This window comes from Microcoleus sp. F4-D5 (assembly GCF_036704885.1).
Taxonomy (GTDB): Bacteria; Cyanobacteriota; Cyanobacteriia; order Cyanobacteriales; family Microcoleaceae; genus Microcoleus.
Window position 1 is genome coordinate 18,895 of record NZ_JAUBSX010000059.1, and the last position, 19,218, is coordinate 38,112.

Annotated in this window: 13 protein-coding genes and 3 pseudogenes; 11 read left to right on the plus strand and 5 right to left on the minus strand. The window is 45.5% G+C overall.

The genetic code is table 11. From position 1 onward, the window contains the following. The first annotated feature begins 96 nt into the window (after positions 1–96). From QUA80_RS23560 to QUA80_RS23595, 8 genes are all read left to right on the plus strand, one after another. Positions 97–330, plus strand: coding sequence for a cyanobactin biosynthesis system PatB/AcyB/McaB family protein (locus tag QUA80_RS23560; protein WP_333427439.1), 234 nt, complete (start codon positions 97–99; stop codon positions 328–330). Positions 331–382: 52 nt separating this feature from the next. Next, positions 383–2,131, plus strand: coding sequence for a LamG-like jellyroll fold domain-containing protein (locus QUA80_RS23565; protein WP_333427440.1), 1,749 nt, complete (start codon positions 383–385; stop codon positions 2,129–2,131). Positions 2,132–2,278: 147 nt separating this feature from the next. Next, positions 2,279–2,479, plus strand: a complete 201-nt coding sequence (locus QUA80_RS23570) for a DUF5837 family cyanobactin class RiPP (RefSeq protein WP_333427441.1) — start codon at positions 2,279–2,281, stop codon at positions 2,477–2,479. Between the two features lie 332 nt (positions 2,480–2,811). Beyond that, positions 2,812–3,621, plus strand: a complete 810-nt coding sequence (locus QUA80_RS23575) for a class I SAM-dependent methyltransferase (RefSeq protein WP_333427442.1) — start codon at positions 2,812–2,814, stop codon at positions 3,619–3,621. Position 3,622: 1 nt separating this feature from the next. Beyond that, positions 3,623–5,923 carry a TOMM precursor leader peptide-binding protein gene (locus QUA80_RS23580; protein WP_333427443.1) on the plus strand — a complete coding sequence of 767 codons (2,301 nt, stop codon included), beginning with the start codon at positions 3,623–3,625 and terminating at the stop codon, positions 5,921–5,923. A 1-nt stretch (position 5,924) separates the two neighbouring features. Next, positions 5,925–7,337, plus strand: coding sequence for a SagB family peptide dehydrogenase (locus QUA80_RS23585; protein WP_333427444.1), 1,413 nt, complete (start codon positions 5,925–5,927; stop codon positions 7,335–7,337). Positions 7,338–7,389: 52 nt separating this feature from the next. Further along, a complete protein-coding gene (locus QUA80_RS23590; RefSeq protein WP_333427445.1) occupies positions 7,390–9,747 on the plus strand; it encodes a PatA/PatG family cyanobactin maturation protease in 2,358 nt (785 codons plus the stop codon). Positions 9,748–9,969: 222 nt separating this feature from the next. Then, complete coding sequence (locus QUA80_RS23595) at positions 9,970–10,092, plus strand: hypothetical protein (protein WP_333427446.1); 123 nt, start codon at positions 9,970–9,972, stop codon at positions 10,090–10,092. 100 nt (positions 10,093–10,192) lie between these two features. Here QUA80_RS23595 and QUA80_RS23600 read toward each other — a convergent pair whose 3' ends face one another. Continuing rightward, complete coding sequence (locus tag QUA80_RS23600) at positions 10,193–10,372, minus strand: hypothetical protein (RefSeq protein WP_333427447.1); 180 nt, start codon at positions 10,370–10,372, stop codon at positions 10,193–10,195. 366 nt (positions 10,373–10,738) lie between these two features. On the opposite strand from QUA80_RS23600, the gene QUA80_RS33915 reads away from it, so the two are divergent. Then, complete coding sequence (locus QUA80_RS33915) at positions 10,739–11,017, plus strand: DUF4277 domain-containing protein (protein ID WP_445302282.1); 279 nt, start codon at positions 10,739–10,741, stop codon at positions 11,015–11,017. 40 nt (positions 11,018–11,057) lie between these two features. Further along, positions 11,058–11,789 (plus strand): annotated as a pseudogene (locus tag QUA80_RS23605) (IS1634 family transposase); the annotation flags it as partial. A gap of 12 nt (positions 11,790–11,801) precedes the next feature. Here QUA80_RS23605 and QUA80_RS23610 read toward each other — a convergent pair. Beyond that, positions 11,802–12,335, minus strand: a complete 534-nt coding sequence (locus QUA80_RS23610; protein ID WP_333427448.1) for an IS66 family transposase — start codon at positions 12,333–12,335, stop codon at positions 11,802–11,804. Between QUA80_RS23610 and QUA80_RS23615 the strand changes: the two are divergent. Beyond that, positions 12,325–13,503 (plus strand): annotated as a pseudogene (locus QUA80_RS23615) (IS1634 family transposase); the annotation flags it as partial. The gene QUA80_RS23610 and the pseudogene QUA80_RS23615 sit on opposite strands and share 11 nt — an antisense overlap. Positions 13,504–14,025: 522 nt before the next feature. On the opposite strand, the pseudogene QUA80_RS23620 reads toward QUA80_RS23615, so the two are convergent. The 3 genes and pseudogenes from QUA80_RS23620 to QUA80_RS23630 form a co-directional block, all read right to left on the minus strand. After that, positions 14,026–14,811, minus strand: a pseudogene (locus tag QUA80_RS23620) (transposase); the annotation flags it as partial. A gap of 42 nt (positions 14,812–14,853) precedes the next feature. Further along, entirely contained in the window at positions 14,854–15,012 is a 159-nt protein-coding gene (locus tag QUA80_RS23625; RefSeq protein WP_333427450.1) for a hypothetical protein, read from the minus strand. A 176-nt stretch (positions 15,013–15,188) separates the two neighbouring features. Continuing rightward, positions 15,189–19,091, minus strand: coding sequence for a hypothetical protein (locus QUA80_RS23630; protein WP_333427451.1), 3,903 nt, complete (start codon positions 19,089–19,091; stop codon positions 15,189–15,191). Between the last annotated feature and the right edge of the window lie 127 nt (positions 19,092–19,218).

Genomic DNA, 19,218 nt, shown 5'->3' on the forward strand with positions numbered 1-19,218 from the left:
GGGAAGTGACGACGTTATCTCGGCATACGATTAGGAATAACGCGACGTTTTGGATCGTCACAGCTATAACACGCCCCAGTTCACTTAAAGGAAACTATGAAACTTCCCAAACAATCTCCTCCCGTCAAACGTCCCGATTTAATTCAGCCATATGAAGCCGTCGATGTGATTCACGGCAGCGTAGAAGAGTTGGTTAACATTCGGATGAAATTGCTGCATGGCGCGAACTTCAACGATCCAGCAGCATTTGAGTATCGCACCTACAATCAACTCAAAACCTCTGGCGGCTGTGGTTGCTTTCATGCTTTCGCTAGTTCTGCGTTTTTTTAGTTCAGTCACCTAAAAATTCATTTTCACAAGCTTAGGGAGACGTGTCACAGCTATGGCTAAATCAAAAAAAGGTCAAGAAGAAGCATCTAATTCAAGAGAGTTTTTGAATATGACGAAGCCAACAGAATCTTTGCAACCAGTCCTCGTATTTAATGGACAAAACGACGCGGTAAACTTAGGTAAAAAACCTCAATTTAAAATTGAGAAAAAAATTACTCTCGAAGCTTGGATTTGTGTAGCATCTCAAAAAGCATACACTGGGATAATTAGTAACATTTACGATACTGGCTCAACAGAAAGTGGATATGGTCTGTTCCTTGACGGCAAGAGTGGTATTTACTTTGGTTTAAAAGTTCCTTCAGTTGGAATTCAGTATCTCAGTAGTGGAGCCAACACGATTATCCTCAATCAGTGGCATCATATTGCGGGGACTTATGACGGTCAGGAAATGAAATTGTATGTCGATGGCATAGAAAAAGCTCAACGAGCATATCCAGGGATTAACATCAATTACAATCCAGAAAATGACTTATTGTTTGGGATGTTTAAAGATAATAATGAATTTCACACCGTAGCTGGAAAAATAGCTGAAATCCGACTTTGGAAAGTAGTCCGTACCCAGCAAAAAATTCAAAATAATCTCTACCAACGTCTGGCAGGAAATGAGTCTGGATTGGTTGGTTATTGGCCTTTAAATGAAGGCAGCAACAATACAACACATGACCGAACCAGCAATGCCAATCATGGTGTTATTCATGGGGCTAAGTGGGAACAGTCACAAGTGCCATTTACAATGCAGATCGCACAAGAAGAACCTGGAAAACTGAGCGAATCTGCAAGCGCCTCACCAAATATCGCTGCCAGTCCCTCCCCAGTGCCAACTGAACAGTTTAGACCGATCGGTCTAACAGGAGAACTAAGCGAGGCTGCAACCGCCCCACCAAATGTCGCACCCACTCCACCTCAACCTTCTGGAGAATCCAGCCCACCTGTAACGCCAACCCCTGCAACCCCTCAACCCATCCCCCCTGTTGCTTTGCAGGGTCGCCAGATGGTGTTGGTGCTTGATGAAAAACATCAGGGTATATCTGCGGGTGGAGGGGCCCTGAAACCGCAAGGGCGGTTCACCATCGAAGCCTGGGTATATCCTGCCACTAATGCCGGGAAGCAGGTGATTTTTGCCGAGGGGGAAACGCTGTTTTATCTCGAAGGCGGCAAACTCAAGTTTCAGACTCCCCGCGCTAAGGAAGCGATCGCATCAGGCAATGCAATCCAGCCTAAAAGCTGGTATCACTTTGCAGTAGTAAGGGGGGGGAGTCGTGCGGGAGATACGAAACTCTATATCAACGGCGTACAAAACGACAATCAAATCGCAATTCCCGCAGTTTTGGCGGTTGGCAATACCTATCTGGGCGGACAGCCAGACGTGCCTTCTTCCCGCTTTCAGGGCAAGCTGCTGGAGGTGCGGGTGTGGCGGTATGGGCGATCGCTCTCCGAAATTGAGGCAAATCGGTTGTATCCCCTCACGGGTCGGGAACTAGGCTTACTGCGCTGCTGGTCTTTTGATGAGAAATCGGGGATAACCCTTCACGATAAGACCACTAATCGGGCACTGGGAACACTCAGCGGTGATGCTGTCTGGGAAGAAGTGGAAATCCCGCTGAAGCTAAAGCTGGACGCGCAGGAAGTGCTAGTGCGATCGACCGGATTGAAAGATTACGGCTACTTGTTTAAGGAGATGGCAAAACAACAGAAAACTGAGGCAGATCCTCCCTTCCGGCGGGGACGGATTTGGGTATAATAAGATTAAGCGAGATCCCCTCTCGATACACCAAGAGCGATCGCCTACATACAGTCTTTTTTCACACAAAGGAAGCGGTCAGACCCACCGACTGAGCAAGCCTCGACAACGGGACAAAAACACAAACTACAAAAGGAAAAAACTCTCATGGATAAGCAAAACTTGATACCCCAAGCGGCACAACCCGTCAACCGCACCACCACTGGGCAACTGCCTGCTGAGTTGGCTGAACTCTCGGAAGAAGCCTTTCAACTATATGGCGACTCAGCCAACCAAGCTGCTGGTGTGCTCGCTCAAAGGGGACGTGTCGCGTGTTCTTATGACGACGGAGGAGACGACGCAGAATAGGTTCCCACTCTACCTATGTCTGAAAGTTTCCTCAAAACTGCCTTTCATCCCGTCTAGGAGGCTGATTCGCCCGGATGAATTGAGCCGCAATTGCCGATACCATCGGGCTTTCCGATACCTGGCAGTCGTGACGGGATAGGGAGAGGGGGAGACAGGGAGGTAGGGGAAGAAGAGGATGATGATTTTACTTTCCTATCTCCTCTTGCTCCCTTGCCTCCCTTGAGGTCTAAGCCAGCTAGGAGTTTATTTCCTCTTCGGACACTTTCTAGCTGTCTTACTTTTCGGGTTATACCCTTATCAACAAATAATTATCTCTATCAACTCACAAAGCTATGACAAACGTAAACAGGGAATACCGAAACTTTGCTCTGGAAGTGCAATTCAAGAACGACGATTTTACGGAGCATACTAAAGCATCGCATAGAAAATGGATTCTCAATCAAGTCCTTAATGAATGCGCGCATGAATTGCACCATTTAACTAAAGCATCAAAGAAATTTGTTGCGGGTTCAAAAAGACAAGAGATTAAAGAGGAATGGAGTCAAAGTCCAGCCCAATATGACAGTTCCCAACTGATTATTGAAGGGCAGCAAGTCATGCAAGACTGGGAACGTCCTGTGATGAAAGCAATGGCAGATATTGTGGCCGAGACCCACGGAGACATTCTAGAAATAGGTTTTGGGATGGGAATTTCAGCAACATATATTCAAGAAAGAGGGGTAAAATCACACACCATTGTCGAGTTCAATAATGAAGTTATAGAAGCTTTTAAAGCATGGAAAGAACAATATCCAGATCGAGATATTAAATTAATTCAGGGAAAATGGCCGGACGTAGAAGATCAAGTACAGATGTATGATGGTATTTTTTTTGATACTTATCCTACTTCGGAAGAGGAGCTGAAAAGTCTTTTAATTGCGTCGTGTATCAAGGATTTTTATGTAGGAGCAACTCATTTAAAAGAAGGTGGTATTTTTACCTTTTATACGGGTGAAATAGATTCCTTGAGTCGTTTTACTCAGCGATTTTTACTGAAGATTTTTAGCTCTCTCACTATTAGTACTGTTGATTCCCTATGTCCACCTGAAGATTGCCACTATTATATAGCAGATTCAATGGTTGTCGTAAAAGCAATTAAATGATGTGAAAATCCCCCAAATTAAACCCCACTTCCGCGTTGAAATCGTTGAACCCAAAAACGTCTATTTATTCAGCGAATCTGCCACGCACGCGCTGACGGGTAGCCTCTATTGCCAGATTCTGCCGTTTCTGAATGGTCAACACACCCTAGAAGATATTATCCAGAAGCTAGATGGACAAGTCCCACCAGACCACATCCACTATGTGCTCGATCGCCTGTACGAGAAAGGCTACCTTACCGATGCCGCTCACAGCCTCACCCCCCAAGCTGCTGCATTTTGGAGCCTGCTGAATGTAGACCCGCAAGTAGTGAGCGAACAACTTCCCCAGACCCAAGTTTTTGTCACCACCGTTGGCACAGTTGACGCACAACCCTTGATTGAAGCATTGCAGGCGATGGGAATTCCCGTGCATGAGGGGGCAGGGGGCAGGGAGCAGGGAGTAGGGGAGGCTCAATCTGGAAGTAGTTCCTTGCAGGTAGTTCTCACAGATGATTATCTTCAGCCAGAACTACGCCACATTAATAAAATAGCCCTGGAAACTCAGCAACCCTGGCTACTCGTGAAGCCAAACGGCGGGATACTGTGGTTTGGTTCTATCTTTGCTCCGGGAGAAACAGGCTGCTGGGAATGTTTAGCCCATCGGTTGCAGGGCAATCGAGAGGTAGAAACTTCGATTTTGCAACAGCAAGGGAAGACGGAGAGTGGATGTTTACCGACTACTTTTACTGCATTACCTTCAACAGTGCAAACTGCGATCGCACTCACAACCACCGAAGTTGCTAAATGGCTGGTGAAGCAGATTATCCCAGAATCAAAAATTCAGACATTAGCCGGGAAAATCATCACCCTGGATCAGACCAACTTCACCCTAAAAACCCACTCCCTGACTCAGCGCCCCCAATGTCGGGCCTGTGGAAATCCCGATTTAGTTAGTCAACAAGTCAAAAGTGCGATCTCACTCACCAGCCGCAAAAAGCTGTTTACTCAAGATGGTGGACATCGCGCCTTTACGCCAGAGCAAATCTTGAAACGCTACGAGCATTTAATCAGCCCGATTACCGGAGTCGTCAGCGAACTCGTGCGGATTTCTGACCCCAATAATCCCCTCGTCCACACCTACCGCGCCACCCATGCCTTCGGTACTTCTTCCAGTCTGAATAAGTTGCGAAAATCCCTCGGACACAAAAGCGGCGGTAAGGGAAAAAGCGATCGCCAATCGCAAGCCAGCGGATTCTGTGAGGCGATCGAACGCTATTCTGGCATCTATCAAGGCGACGAACCTCGTATAAATTCTAAGTTAGCTGAGTTGGGCGATCGCGCCATTCATCCACAAGAGTGTTTGCTGTTTAGCGATACTCAATATCAAAATCGGGAGGAATTGAATCAAAAGGCGATCGTCGATCACGATTGGATTCCGCAACGCTTTGATGAGACTCAATCTATTGACTGGACTCCCGTATGGTCATTAACCGAGCAAACGCACAAATATCTTCCCACTGCCTTCTGTTATTACAACTACAAACTGCCTAAAACTCAACGCTTCTGTGGTGCCGACTCCAACGGTAACGCCGCCGGAGGAACCCTAGAAGATGCCATTCTGCAAGGCTTTTTGGAACTTGTGGAACGCGATAGCGTCGCTCTCTGGTGGTACAATCGACTATCACGCCCGACTGTAGATTTAGCCAGCTTCAATGATTCCTATCTATTAGAACTGCAAGATTGGTATCGCAGCCAGCAACGAGAATTATGGGTACTCGATTTAACCACAGACCTAAATATTCCCGCTTTTGCCGCCCTCTCTCGCAACATAGGCGGCGGTGAAGAACGAATTATTTCCGGATACGGAGCGCACTTTGACGCTAAAATTGCGATTTCACGAGCCGTCACCGAGGTGAATCAAATTGGTGTCAATGTAGACCAGCAAGATTATTCCACCGCCCCAGATTCAGCCCTAAAATACTGGTTTTCCCAAGTAACTTTAGCCAATCAGCCTTATCTAGCGCCCTCTGTGCAGACACCACGCAAACAGTGCACCGATTACCCGCAACAATGGAGCAATGATATTGAGCAAGATGTCTTAACTTGTGTTGAAATCGTTAAACGTGCGGGACTAGAAATGCTGGTACTCAACCAAACCCGCCCCGATATTAACTTACCCGTCGTCAAAGTTATTATCCCCGGTTTACGTCACTTCTGGTCACGATTTAGGGCTGGACGGCTGTACGATGTCCCGGCAAAATTAGGGTGGCTTCCTGCACCTTTAGCCGAAGACCAGATGAACCCAATGCCAATGGTATTTTAATATGTCCGATAGCTTCACTCTTTCTTTCCGTCCTGAACTCGCCCTCACGACTGAAGGCGATCGGCTGACGCTGCAATTCGCTTCTAACAGCCTCACCTTGCATAGTCCTAAGCCGGGTTTGCGAACCGCATTAGAACACCTGAAACATTCCGCCCTCACCGCCTCCCAGCTAACCGCTTTAGTTGTAGAAGCGGATGGAGTCGAAGACGGCTTAAACTTTGAAATCCAGTTGCAAAAGCTGATTAACCTCGGCTGGATTTGTCATTCTGTTTTACCGTTAGCAACCGCGATCGCGATCGCTCCTAATTATCACTTTGTTGCTGCTGTTTTTGATGAGCAACAGCAGCCTCTAACTCTGTCTCGCTTTGCCTTTCTGCGTCAGGAAAATCAACAGTTTGTCTTAGAATCTCCCTTATCCAAAGCCAAAATAATTCTGCTAGAGTGGCGTGCTTGTGCCTTAATTGCGAAACTGGCTCAACTTGATTCCTCATTTACGCTCTTAACTTTAGCTGATTCGCTGATTGATGCAGAGATAGTGCGATCGTTCATTCAGTTACTGATGGCCACTGAAATGATTTTGCTAGAACCAGAAAGTGAAGCACTAGCCGAATGGCAATTTCACAATCTTCTGTTTCATCGCCAAACCCGTTTAAATCGATTAGACGATTCGCGTAAATTGAAAATACCTCGCTTCGAGGATAGCGAGCGATCGCACTTTGTAAAATCGCCCATGAGCGATCGAGTAATTTCCTTAGAGAAACCTAACCTAGAAGCGTTAGCCAAAACCGATATTTCGCTAACGCAGGCGATCGAATCCAGACAATCCATTCGGGAATACGACAACCAGCCCATCACCCTTAATCAGTTAGGAGAATTCCTCTATCGCTGTGCCAGAGCCAAAGAGGTTTACACCCCTGAGGACGATATCATGAACATTGGAGAATGCACAAAACGTCCCTATCCATGCGGCGGTGCATTATACGAACTCGAAATATATCCTGTAATCAATCGGTGTCAGGGATTAAATGCAGGATTATACCACTATCAACCTTTGTCTCACACCTTGCACGCGATCGCAGATTGGAATCCAGAGGTTGAAGCTTTAATTTTTGATGCCTGGAAAGCAACAGAACAGGAAGATGTTCCCCAAGTGCTTTTTATTATTACAGCCCGCTTTGGGCGGTTGTTCTGGAAATACTATGCCATTGGTTACGGCTTGATTCTGAAACATATTGGTGTTTTGTTTCAAACATTTTACCTGGTTGCTACCGCCATGCAATTAGCTCCCAGTGCGATCGGCATCGGTAACTCAGAACAATTCTGTAAAGTAGCCGCCCTGAATGAACACGAAGAGTCTTCTGTGGGAGAGTTTAGTCTCGGTTCACTGAAGCAAACAAACGACAATCTTTCCTAAAAGTTTCACCGATTGAGTCAATTTATAACCTTTCATTTCATCAATTACTTGTATGCCTGACCTTAATACCATTCCCGGTTTTTCTGCCCTGCAAGCTCTTACCCTCGGTGATTCTCGCATCAAAATTGCCGTCCTTGATGGCGCAGCCGATCTGGATCGCGCCTGCTTTCGCGGTGCTAAATTGAGCAAAGCCACAGCTTTTTGGCAACCAGACTTAGAGCCGATCGATCCGGTTTACATCCAAAAAGAACTACAAATCAGGGCGCTTACAGATAAAAAAAAGGCTTTGAAGAAGGCATTGAAGGAGAGCAAAAATCAGAATACAAACACAGCATTAGAGAGTAAATCCGAGCAAATTTCACCATCCATTGCTCAGGTTACGCCGTCAAATAGTGTGCGATCGCACAATTCCATGACAACCATCTTCAACGCTGTATTAGAAAACACGGAAGCGCAGTTATTAGAACAATATCGCCAGTTAAATAACTCCAAGCAGCAGCAAACAACACTCAAGCCAAAACTACCCACAAGCATTGACCACGGCCCTACAATTGAGGAGTTAGAAGCAGAAATCAAGGTGCTGGAAGACTCAATTCCTAAGCCTGTGGGGGAACGTCTAAATGGTATCTTTCATGCAACAGGCCTCTTTAGCACACTGTTTGGGCAACCAGGTTCCCCAGTGGAAGGAGTCGCTCCCTACTGTACCGCCATCAACATTCCCCTATTTGAAACCGCAAGTAGCGATGAGGCACTCTCTCCCCTCAACATGGCTCACGCATTTAACCTAGCATTGAAATTGGGCGTAAACATCATTCACTGTGCCGCCTGTCATCCTACTCAAACCGGGTTTGCCCAGGAGATGATCCAGAAAGCGGTGAAACAATGTCAGGACAATAATATTCTGATTGTCGCTCCATCAGGCAACAACAAAGGCGAATGGTTTTGTGCTCCTGCGATTTTGCCAAATGTCCTAGCAGTGGGCATGATGAAGGATAATGGACAACCTGCAAACTACAGCAACTGGGGCGGACAGTATCAGGAACAAGGCATCCTAGCACCGGGCGAAAATATCGTGGCGGCACAACCAGGCACCGATGAACCCGTACGCCAAGAAGGAACCAGTTCAGCTGCCCCCTTAATGACTGGTCTTTCTGCCTTAATGATGAGCCTACAATTGCAACGCGGCGAACAACCAAACGCGGAAGCAGTGCGGATGGCTTTTCTCAACAGCGCCATTAAGTGCGACCCTAAAGAAGTTGCAGAACCAGAACGTTGTTTAGCCGGGAAATTGAACATTGCTGGAGCGTATCAATTACTAACTGGGCAGCCCTTACCCGGCATTCAACCGCTTGTTGCTGTCCGTCCACACATTGTTCTGCCAGCCAACAGCAATTCTTTCCCAGATAGTTCCGAGTCTGCGCTGACCGACTTTTCTCAACCCAAGAGCGAGATTCACACTCCTGCACCCACTCAACTCATCACCGCCTCAGCCACACTTGCAGACGTTCCCTCTTCTCCCCCCGCTTCTCCTACTTCCCTCACCCCTTCCACCATCACCCCCAGCGCCGTTTCCAGCAAAGTCTACGCCCTCGGCACCCTCGGCTACGATTTCGGCTCCGAAGCCCGTCGCGACACCTTTAAGCAACAGATGCCTGCATTCAGCATCAATGGTGTTTTAGTTCCTGCCAATCCTTACGATGCCCGCCATATGGTGAATCACCTAGAGTTAAGCCCTGCTGAAAGCAAATCTCTTATCTGGACGTTGAATCAGGAACTTACCCCCATCTACGCCCTAGAACCTCAAAAGGCTTTTGCCAGTGAAATCTATGCCGTCTTTGGGATGTTGCTGGCTGGACAAGTTCAGGCCGAATCTAGCGATGATTATATCGAGCGAGTCAGCATTCCCGGCAATCTGACCGCTCGCACCGTCGAACTCTTTTCCGGGCAGGTTGTTCCTGTCCTTGCGCTGCCAAATATTAGAGGGATGTACGGTTGGCAAGTCAACGCCCTTGTGGAAGCAGCCGTTGCTACCGTTAGCCCTGAAACCAGCGAACCTGATGGTGTGGCAATGCGGCGTTCCCTCAAGAGTTTTCTGCATCGCATTTACTACGATTTGCGAAACTTAGGACACCTCGATCGCGATCGCGCCCTCAATTTTGCAGCCACTAACGCCTTTCAAGCCGCCTCCACCTTTGCTGAAGCCATTAATAGCGGCATGGGACTAGACAGCATTGAAGTTGAAAAAAGCCCCTTTTGTCGCTTGAATAGTAATTGTTGGGATGTGAAGCTGAAGTTTTTCGACTCAGAAAACAGCAGTCGCGCCAAAAAGGTGTATCGATTCACGATCGACGTTGCTAATCTCATGCCAGTCACTTTGGGCAAAGTGCGATCGTGGTCTGTCCCCCGTTAGTGGGCTAACTCTAACCTGAAGTTCCCCCCGTAGAGGGGATGCTCAAATCTTGCAAATCCTGACGCTGCAAGTAAAAGTCAGCTTTTTGCCCCCTGTATCGTACCCATGTATCTTAAGAAGGTTTTTTTCTCTCGCTGATTCAACAAAACTTCAATCCTGAAGAACAGACAGACAGATACTATCGATCTGCTTCTCACCCTAGAGCCGCTTACTTCCAGCAAAATGTCTCACGAAATGGAGAAAATCCAAACGATTGAAGCCACTCTCAAGAAAATACCCGAAATTCAAAATGTATGGCGTTTGGGTATAGATAATCTGTGGGATATCCACATAGCTAAATGTTAGAACCCACATTTTGCACTCTCATCATCAGAGTTGGTGCCGGCCGCGTAAAAGATAAATGCCCCGGCGGCAGTCAAACGACGCGGAAACCGGAGATCTCGAACTAATAAAAACTTCGCGATCGCTCTTGGTAATAACTGTCCACACATCCCGATAATTCTTCGGTTTTGACTCGCCCGTCGATCGCGCCACCGCACTCGCTTGGACACCCCGAACCCACCAACCAAAAGTCGATCGCGCGTTCGATCGGCCCGACGGCGAAACCACACAAAACCTCTCGCATATTGGGGTAGATCTAGCGAAGCTGTTACCGGGGGCAAAGTAGGCTGAAACCCTTGCTCCTTGCAGGATTTCACTCTGGCAACTTTCCCCTGATGGCCGTGAACGTGCTGTCGCATGGCGGTTGTTCTCAAGTTGCCGTTTCAACCCACATTCCGCACCCCGAACTGGCACATACACGAATTGAGGGGGTAAAAGTAAATCATCCGAGACAAGAGCGAGTAAAAATACTCAATTATTTTGGTGGCGCTCGGTAAAAGAGCAAGTTTATGACAGATCCGTAACCCGATCGCATCCGCGAAAATGCGTTAATGGCGATCGCTCTTGTGTAACAAATCATCACCAAAAATAGTGTAAACTGGCGATCGCGATGAACGTTCAAATCAGGATTCAGCAGCCCATGCAGAAAGCATCCCAGATGAAAGTGGAAAACCTAGATCATCTGGGCTTGATAGCCGGTCTAGTTGATTCCATAGGAATAGTCCAAAAAATCAATGAATTAGTAGGCGAACAACCAGGCGAGATAGTCAGTCCCGGTCTGGTAGTCAAAGCCATGATTATCAATGGATTAGGGATAGTTTCCGCCCCACTATACTTAGGGCTTGCTGAAAAAGTGTACGTAGTGGAAAAACGAGGCTACACAGCTTAAAAAATAGTAGGTTTATTGCTAAATTCCCAAATTTATCCAGGTAGTAGAGAGCAGTTTACGTCGTGATGCTGACCAACGTAAACTATCAAAAAACCTCAAAAAAGCTGAAGTTGAGGGTCAGAAAAAGTTGCGAGAGTTATCAAATATTGAATTTGCTTGTGACGCCAATGCCTCAGCAGCAGCAAGTCGTTTATCCAAACAACTAAAATATCATAATTTAACTCAAATTAGCAGCAGAAAAACTACAGCAAGACCAGCTAATAATTCGACAATTTCTTATAACAAATCTACCTCTAGCTTGATATTTAAAGTTGAAACAAAACTGGAATTAGATGCTAGTGTGGTAGCCCGCATAACCAAAGCTAGTGGCAGATTTATCTTAGCTACTAATGTGCTGGAAGCTCCGCAATTAAGTCCTGATGAAATGATTGTAAAATATAAGGAACAGCAGTCAACAGAGAGAGGGTTTGGGTTCCTGAAAGACCCCCTATTTTTTACGGATAGCGTATTCCTCAAGTCGCCGGAAAGAATCGAGGCTTTAACTTTGATCATGGGTTTGTGCTTGTTGGTTTATACTTTAGGTCAAAGGTTACTTCGGCAAAACTTGCAACTCACTAATAAAACCGTAAAAAATCAATTGGGCAAAGGAACAAATCGACCTACTTTGCGCTGGATATTCCAAAGTTTTCAATCGATTCATGCCGTTTATATTCAAGGAATTCATCAAGTTTCTAATTTGACATCAGAACGGTTGGCCATATTAAGTTTATTTCCAGGTAAGGATTCAGGTCTGAAAAATGGGAACGATCTCAGGCATAGCCCAGTCACAAGAATGGGCAGAAATAGCCTCACGGAAAAAAGCCATTACTGAACGAGCTTGAAAACGACAAGTTTGAATCACACTCAATAGATTAGCCGTTTCCTCAAATCGTTTCATCGAACGAGAGCCGCCAGACACTTTCCGTTTCGTGACAGCTAGCCGTAGAGAACGTTCTGCTAAATTATTATCTGGACGCACCGAGGGGTCATTGAGAAAATACCACCACTGTTGAGCCTTATCCCGTAAGGATTTGAGTAACAAACCAGCAGCATAACCCACAAGGCTCAACCAAGTGTCAAGGGCAAGATTCAATCGTATTTTGAAATCAGTTGCCCACAAGTCATAGATGAGTCGATCTTTTGTATTTCGCCAGGACTCATGGGCGATAAAAGCTTCATCTATTAATGACAGAAATACTTGAGCGACTGCTACTTGCTGTTTGTGGATGTTAATTACTTCACTTAATTCTGTAGATACAGAATCTTCTATGACAACCATAAAAATCGTTCATGGCTATTCAAGAGATCGAAGACCAGACCTCAAACAATTTATGCTTGCTCTGGTCGTAACTGGAGATGAAGACGTACCATTATATCTCAAAATAGATGATGGAAATGCCGACGATAAAAGTGTTTTTGTATAGAGATTGAAAGAATTTAAAAAACAGTGGACATTTGATGGGATATGTGTAGCAGACAGTGCCTTATACACAGCAGAAAATTTGTCAGCAATGGCAGAAATGAAATGGATAACCAGAGTACCATTAAGCATAAAAGAAGCTCAAGATAAAATCTGCAACATAGAAGAGAGTGAGTGGAAAGACTCTCAAATAAAAGGCTATAAAATAGCAACTAGAACCAGTGAGTATGCCAACATCAAGCAAAGATGGCTAGTAATAGAAAGTGAAATCAGAAAGCAAGCCGATCTTAAAAAAATAGTCAAGAGAGTAGAGAAACAGTTAGAAGCAGCAAAAGCCACACTGCGTAAGCTATCCACACAAAACTTTGCTTGTATTGCCGATGCAGAAGCTGCGATAAAAAAGTTATCAGACTCATGGAAGTATCACCAAATAACAGAAATTAAATCCCAAGAAAAGCCAGTTAAAAAAACAAAAATAAAGCTCAAAGAATCGAGCGAGACACAGACAATAGTCTATCAAGTGACAGGTGAAATAGAACCCCGAAATTCAGCAATAGAAGCGGAAAAAGTCAAAGCTGGGAGATTTATATTAGCCACAAATATCTTAGATACTGAAGCAGTGAGTAATTCAGAAGTATTATCGGAATACAAAGCGCAGCAAAGTAATGAGAGAGGATTTAGATTTATCAAATATCCGTTATTTTTCACTTCGAGCGTATTCGTGAAAAAGCCCGAGCGAGTTGAAGCAATTGGAATGATAATGGGACTGTGTTTGTTAGTACATAACCTGGCACAAAGGAAATTGAGACAACAATTATCAGCTATCAACGAGCAAGTGAAAAATCAGGTAAATAAATTGACCGATAAGCCGACAATGCGCTGGATATTTCAGATGTTTCAGGCGGTGCATTTAGTGACGATAAATGGAGCGAAGCAGGTCAGTAATTTAACCCAAGACCGCCAAGATATTTTGCGGCATTTAGGAGAGTATTGCTGTCAATACTATTTAATGTTTTCAAGTGAATAACGATTGAGATCGATGTGTAGATATTTGTAAATAATTTTCATTAATTAGTCAAGATAATTTCCTCTTGGCACAAGTTGTATTGCTTTAAAAGATGAGCAAGATAGATAAAACACTGTAGTTTAGACTAAAAAATGAGCGCAGCTAAAAGTAGCCACCTTTGAATCTTAGGCAAGCTGTTACTCAAAAACTCAAAAAGTATAAGATTAAATAGCTAATCTTGAAGACTTTTTACGCCCTTGAAACCCGTTTTTTGACAGTGGGATAGCACGGTGCCTTGGTACGTACCTTTCCTTTTTCCCAACCGGGGGATTTTCCCCTCTGTTTGGGCATTTTTGTTGGAGTACCAATGTCAACTAAAAGCGAAAACATTGATTGGGCAACACGTCAGTAAAGTTAAATTGATAGTAGCAGATTGCTCTCGTCAGTCTATTCTCGATTACTAAATCTCTGGCCAACCAGAGTTGCCAACTCATCAAGGGCATTAAATCACTCCAACGCTCGGATTGTTCGGGAGTTCTCAAGTTAGGCAATGTCCAATGCAATCGTTGCGAAAGCAAACCTATACCAATGATCGACTCCAAAACGTCGTAAATATTTGAACCAGACTGTTTCCAAAGGTAGAGTTCGTTCTCCAACCCAAGCCAACCATAAGGGTGGAAACGGCTGACCATTTGACATTGGCTTCATTCTTTCTACCAGGATTAAATTGACTTTTTGTTCAGGGGCACGATAAAAATGCAAGTCAATCCATTGTCTGAGGAGGACTTTTCCCAAATCTGGATGTTCCTCAATTTCAATCTCTGTATTCGCTTGAAGCCATCTGGTTGGGTCATTGAGTCTCATTTTTTGCCCGTGTTTTCGTGGTCTACCGCGACCACTATATGCTGGTGGTGCTGACCACAAACAGGCATTCTTTCGGACTCTCATTAAGCAATCAGCTTGAATATCTGCTTGCGCTAATACCCAGGTTGCATTGCCATATTCTCGATCCAAAACTGCTAAAACTGGGTTGACGCTCTGTTCACAGACAAGTTTAAGTTGGGAAGCTGCTTGAAGTATCGGTGAAGACCCACTACTAATTCTTTCATGGAGTAGGGGTAATGCCCAACTTCCTTGAGCTTCTGGTATCCACGCAATGGTACTGTATCCCTGTCCAATAGTTACGCCCCTCTGATATTCATGGGTTCTGTCTTTTAACGTTTTGGCGTCTGGTCTCCCCCATGTAGTGTGGTCGATTGCTACTAATATGTGTTCCGTTGGGGGTGCTTCTTTCTGTAATTGCTCTCCATACAGCAGCATCAGTTTTTTTCGGTCTGGTCTACAGTCTTGTAACGCTTCATAAGTGCTTGGCTATTGACGCTTGAATAATGGATTGAGTGAAAATTCCGCGAGAGACGACGCATTCGGAGTGGTCATCACTGCATCCATCAGCTCGAATGTGGCATCCTTGGCTTGCACCAATAATTCGTATGCTGCTTGACGAAAGTCCCTTAACCGTTCACTGTTCATTTAAGGAGTGGATAGGTTTTATTTTTCACCCTCATTCTCTCCCAGCGGTGGCTCTAGTTCTTCTTTTGCCACCGTTCTCATCTTTGGTTAGTCTAAACTACAGTGATAACCCCCAATGGAAAATTTTCCATTGGGGGTTGTGCGATCGCCCCAGTTCCCCAACCACCCCTTCTCGACTAAACCATTTCCAACTCCCTCGGTTTCGATTCAGACGCAGGCGTGAAAGCAGTTCGGGACTGGGACAAAGCTTTCTCTCGCTCCACAATCATCTCTTGAAAACGAGCTGCTGCTTGCTCTGTCAGGGGAATTTGAACATCCCCGGTGTGAACGTTAGCTTTAAACACGGTGCGCTTGGACTCGTTTCTGACAAAGCAATCCCCATTCGGCTGTACGTAAGCTGTCCATTGGTTGTCGCCAAACTTAAAGTGCTGAGTGCTATCGGAAGGAAGCTGCGATCGCTCCGTCGCCGTCTGTCGGCATCGCCGTTGCTTGTAGGTTTCCGACACGACGCTAAAGAGCGTGTCTTGCAGAGAAAGCCGCCAGTTGTCAGCTTTAGCGTTGGTGGTGTCGCGCTTTCCGTTATTAACTGCCGTTTCTGGTTTTGAAGCAGATTCTTGTTGGAATTTTGGCGGTTGATACGTGCTACTGTTTTGAGCAATTCCGTTTGGGCGGATCGCTGAGCGAATCGCGTTTCCCGCAGGCTTCGCCAAATCAGAAGTCTGAGATACTTCAGGTGAATCGATCGATGGCAATTGAATTTCAGGCAACCGAATCGATTCGCGATCGACTTTCAGCATAACCGACCGGCCGCCTTTGTCGGGGGAAAGCGTCGCCTCAAAAGTAGTTCCAGGGGGAAACTTAGGACTTTCGGGGGAAAATGTACCCAAGTTTTTCCCATCCAACTGGATAATCGGAGTGCCTTGAAATCGGTAATACTTCTCGTGAGTGGGAGGTAAATCTATCGTTCCCACTTGCAAAGTTACTTTCCGATCCTTCCATTTTGACTTGGAGAAATCTTCCTCTGAGTAATCGTTATCGGGATGTTTGACATTGACTACTTCTATTTGATTTACCCGATAATTTGACAAAGCATCGGATATTTCATCCATGAATAATTTGTAAACAAGTGCGCCTCTACCTGCTTTATCTTGAGACTCAATCCACCGACAATCGACGGGAGGTACGATGAGGAGTCTGGTTTCATTACCGGAGTAGTTGGTTACTTTCAAAGAGTCGGTGTCGATGCGATCGTTAGAATTATCTCCATATTTAGCATCCAGTTTCGCCACCATGCTCTGAGGTAAGTTTTTGAAGGCGAATTCAACTAGAGGCAATTCGGGATGGGCAGTGGCTTCGTATGCAATGCCTTTGCTATCCAGTGCGTCTTTCCATTGGTTAGGAAGGTCAATGGTTCTGCCGTCTTTAGTTTTCACTTTCTGGAAAGGAACTTGCAGAACGTAGACATCTCGCGGCAAGGCTTCGTGAAGCAATTCGTAGTCTTCTTGGAGGGAAAAGGTAATTTCCAAATCCTCTGCTAGCTTCTGGCAAATTGTCCGGTGTTTGCTCAAATTATCGGAAGTGTGGGTAGCTTGGAATAACGCATGAGCAGCCCTGGTTTTTCTGTCAGGTGTATCCCAAATTTCGTCAATTTCGGCTCGATAGCTGTCATAAAGTTTGCCCATTTCCTCTTTTCGAGCTTTGATGTCGCTGCCAGTGCGATCGTAGATAATACTTTTGTCCTCTTGAAAGCGCTGCACCAGGTCTTTCGCCCATTGTAATTCGTTTTCTTCCCAATATAAATCATTTTCTTTGCTGTGTCGGTACTCGATTCCTCTCTCTACTAAGGCATTTTTGTACTCATAGGAAACGTGCAATTCTTTTCCTTCTTTTTCGTACTCAATGCCTGCTGCATCTAGTTCCTTGCGATTGTCTTTCGACACGATGAGATGAGCCGGAATCGGGGGAAGAATGTGCTGAAATTCATCTCGGTTGCGGTGGATGAGTCGCGTCTGTTCCCAATAAGGGTTAACGGCTTCTTTGGCTAGGACGTAAACAGCATTGGGAAAATCGGCGGGCATGGGAAATTGTTTGTACAGTCGGTCGTCTCCTTTGTACTGGAAAAAGTAAGTGCAGCTTTTATGTTTCTCGCACCATTCATCTACTTTTTCTAGTAAAGTGTCGGGATTTAGACCTGTTTTGTCTTTCACTTCTTTGGCATCTTTACCCCGCAGCGAGTTTTTCTGGTAGTCAACTTCGTACTGTTCCATGATGCTGAGAGCGGCGATGAATCGCTTTTGCTGCTTGAGAAATAGCTTTTCATCTTCGCCGGGGTTGGGGAGTGCTGCTGCTACCTTGCCGATGGCTAAAGCGACGATTCCGACTTCATTTTGAGAACTGGCAACTCCGATTTGTTCTAGGGTGGTAAACTTGCGATCGCCTGCTTTAACTTTACCTTGTCTGACTTCAGAATCGTCTTCTCGATACCGAACTTTCGTATAGGGAACTTTCTCAGCCTGTACCACTTCCCCGAAGTCAAATAACCCGTCTTGTGCTGGTAAGATTTGTTGGGCAATGTGAGGGATTTTTCGAGATTCGATGCCAAAGGGTTCGTCACCATCAAAGTCTCCTTGATGGAACTTTTCTAAGTCTTTGGGATTGAACCAAATTACACCTTTGATTTTCGCCATGACAGTGCGAGTTTCTTCTGGAATATTTTCCAGGTTTTTTGCGTGGATATTCTGGTATATTCTCAGACCATCTTTGTTGAGAATTGGGAATCGACCTTGAACGCATTCTCCTGCTTCTAAATGGTTAGCGCAAACCGTGCCTTTGGGTAAATCTTCGCAGGGTAAAGCCATTGCAGAAGTCATTGATAAAGCTCCCCTGGTTGCCAGATTTCGCCATTTGGATGCCAGCCACCTTTCTGCCATATTGGTGAATTCGGGACTGCCTATCATCAGTCCGAATTTATCGGATTTGAGCATCTGGATGTCCTGTCTTTCCCGCTTTTTATCCTCGGTACTTTCGTCGCTGTCACCGTTGATTTCGTCCTCAATTGTAGTTGATAGTTTGTCCTGCTGTTCCTTGAGTTTTCTTTCGTTCAAACGAGCTAAATATGCTTCGCGCTTGTCGTAATCTTCAATTATGGCTTGGCGCAATTTCATCGGGTCGCGCTGTAGTGCTGCTAGTCTTTGAGCTTCGGCTTTAGCTGCTGGTACTAGGTCTTGTTTTTGGGCGTCTTCGTCGAACCAAACCCCAGTGGACTGCCAGCTTGTTTGGGTGATGCCGATTTGACTGTTTTTGCGATTGCCAAGGATGGCTTTTGGTAATTCGTAATCGCCACAAGGAATGAGTTCTTTGAGTCGTTTTTTATTGATGCCTTTGATGCTGGAACGGTCTAAAATAAGTTGAGGTTTGTTCCCTTCAGAGTCGGCTAATGAGTCGAGTAAATTGTCATCGGGACGGATGGTTCCTTTAGCCAGAAAGCTGACTTGGGGTGTGGATTCTGTATGGTCTGTATTCCAACTGCGAAGCCAAGCGAAACGAAATTGGCTGGCTCGATTTTTCTCGCCGCCGATGCTTTTGAGTAATTCGGAACTGATTGCACCGTGACAGTCTCCGGTTCGATATTTAGCATATTGCGGGTCGGTGAAATCAACAATTTTTACTCGCAGATGGTCGCATTCTGATACGCCGGACATACAAGTGCTGACTAGAAGGGAACCGTAGCGACAGGCGGTGTCTTTTTCGGTTACGAATAAGTCTCCGATCTTTTTGGCTAGGGTTTCGTCACCAAAGTAATAACTGTTGCCAGATTGAAATATCATGCGTCGCTTGATGCCGTCTTCTGGGTCGTGGATGCTGGCGCGTAATTGGCGAGAATCTGGATTGGATTTGTCGAGTTTGACGATCGTTAATGACTTCAGTTCTTCTGGTTGAAACATTGCTTGCAGAATTGAGTGGCGCAGGATTTCTGGATTGTTGAAAAATTTGCCTGCATTTCGACCTTTGGCATCAGTGTAAGCGGCATCGAAAACGGGAATCTTGAGTCCTTGTTCGGTAACAACTGTGGCGACCATGAGTTTATTTCTCCCTAGAATTGAGGTGTTAGAATAGGAATTGTTGAAACAGTTGGTAAGGCAGGTAAGAAAAGTCTATCTAAGCCTTAACAGGTTGAAACTCGGTCAAGTGTTGACCGTTGGAAGT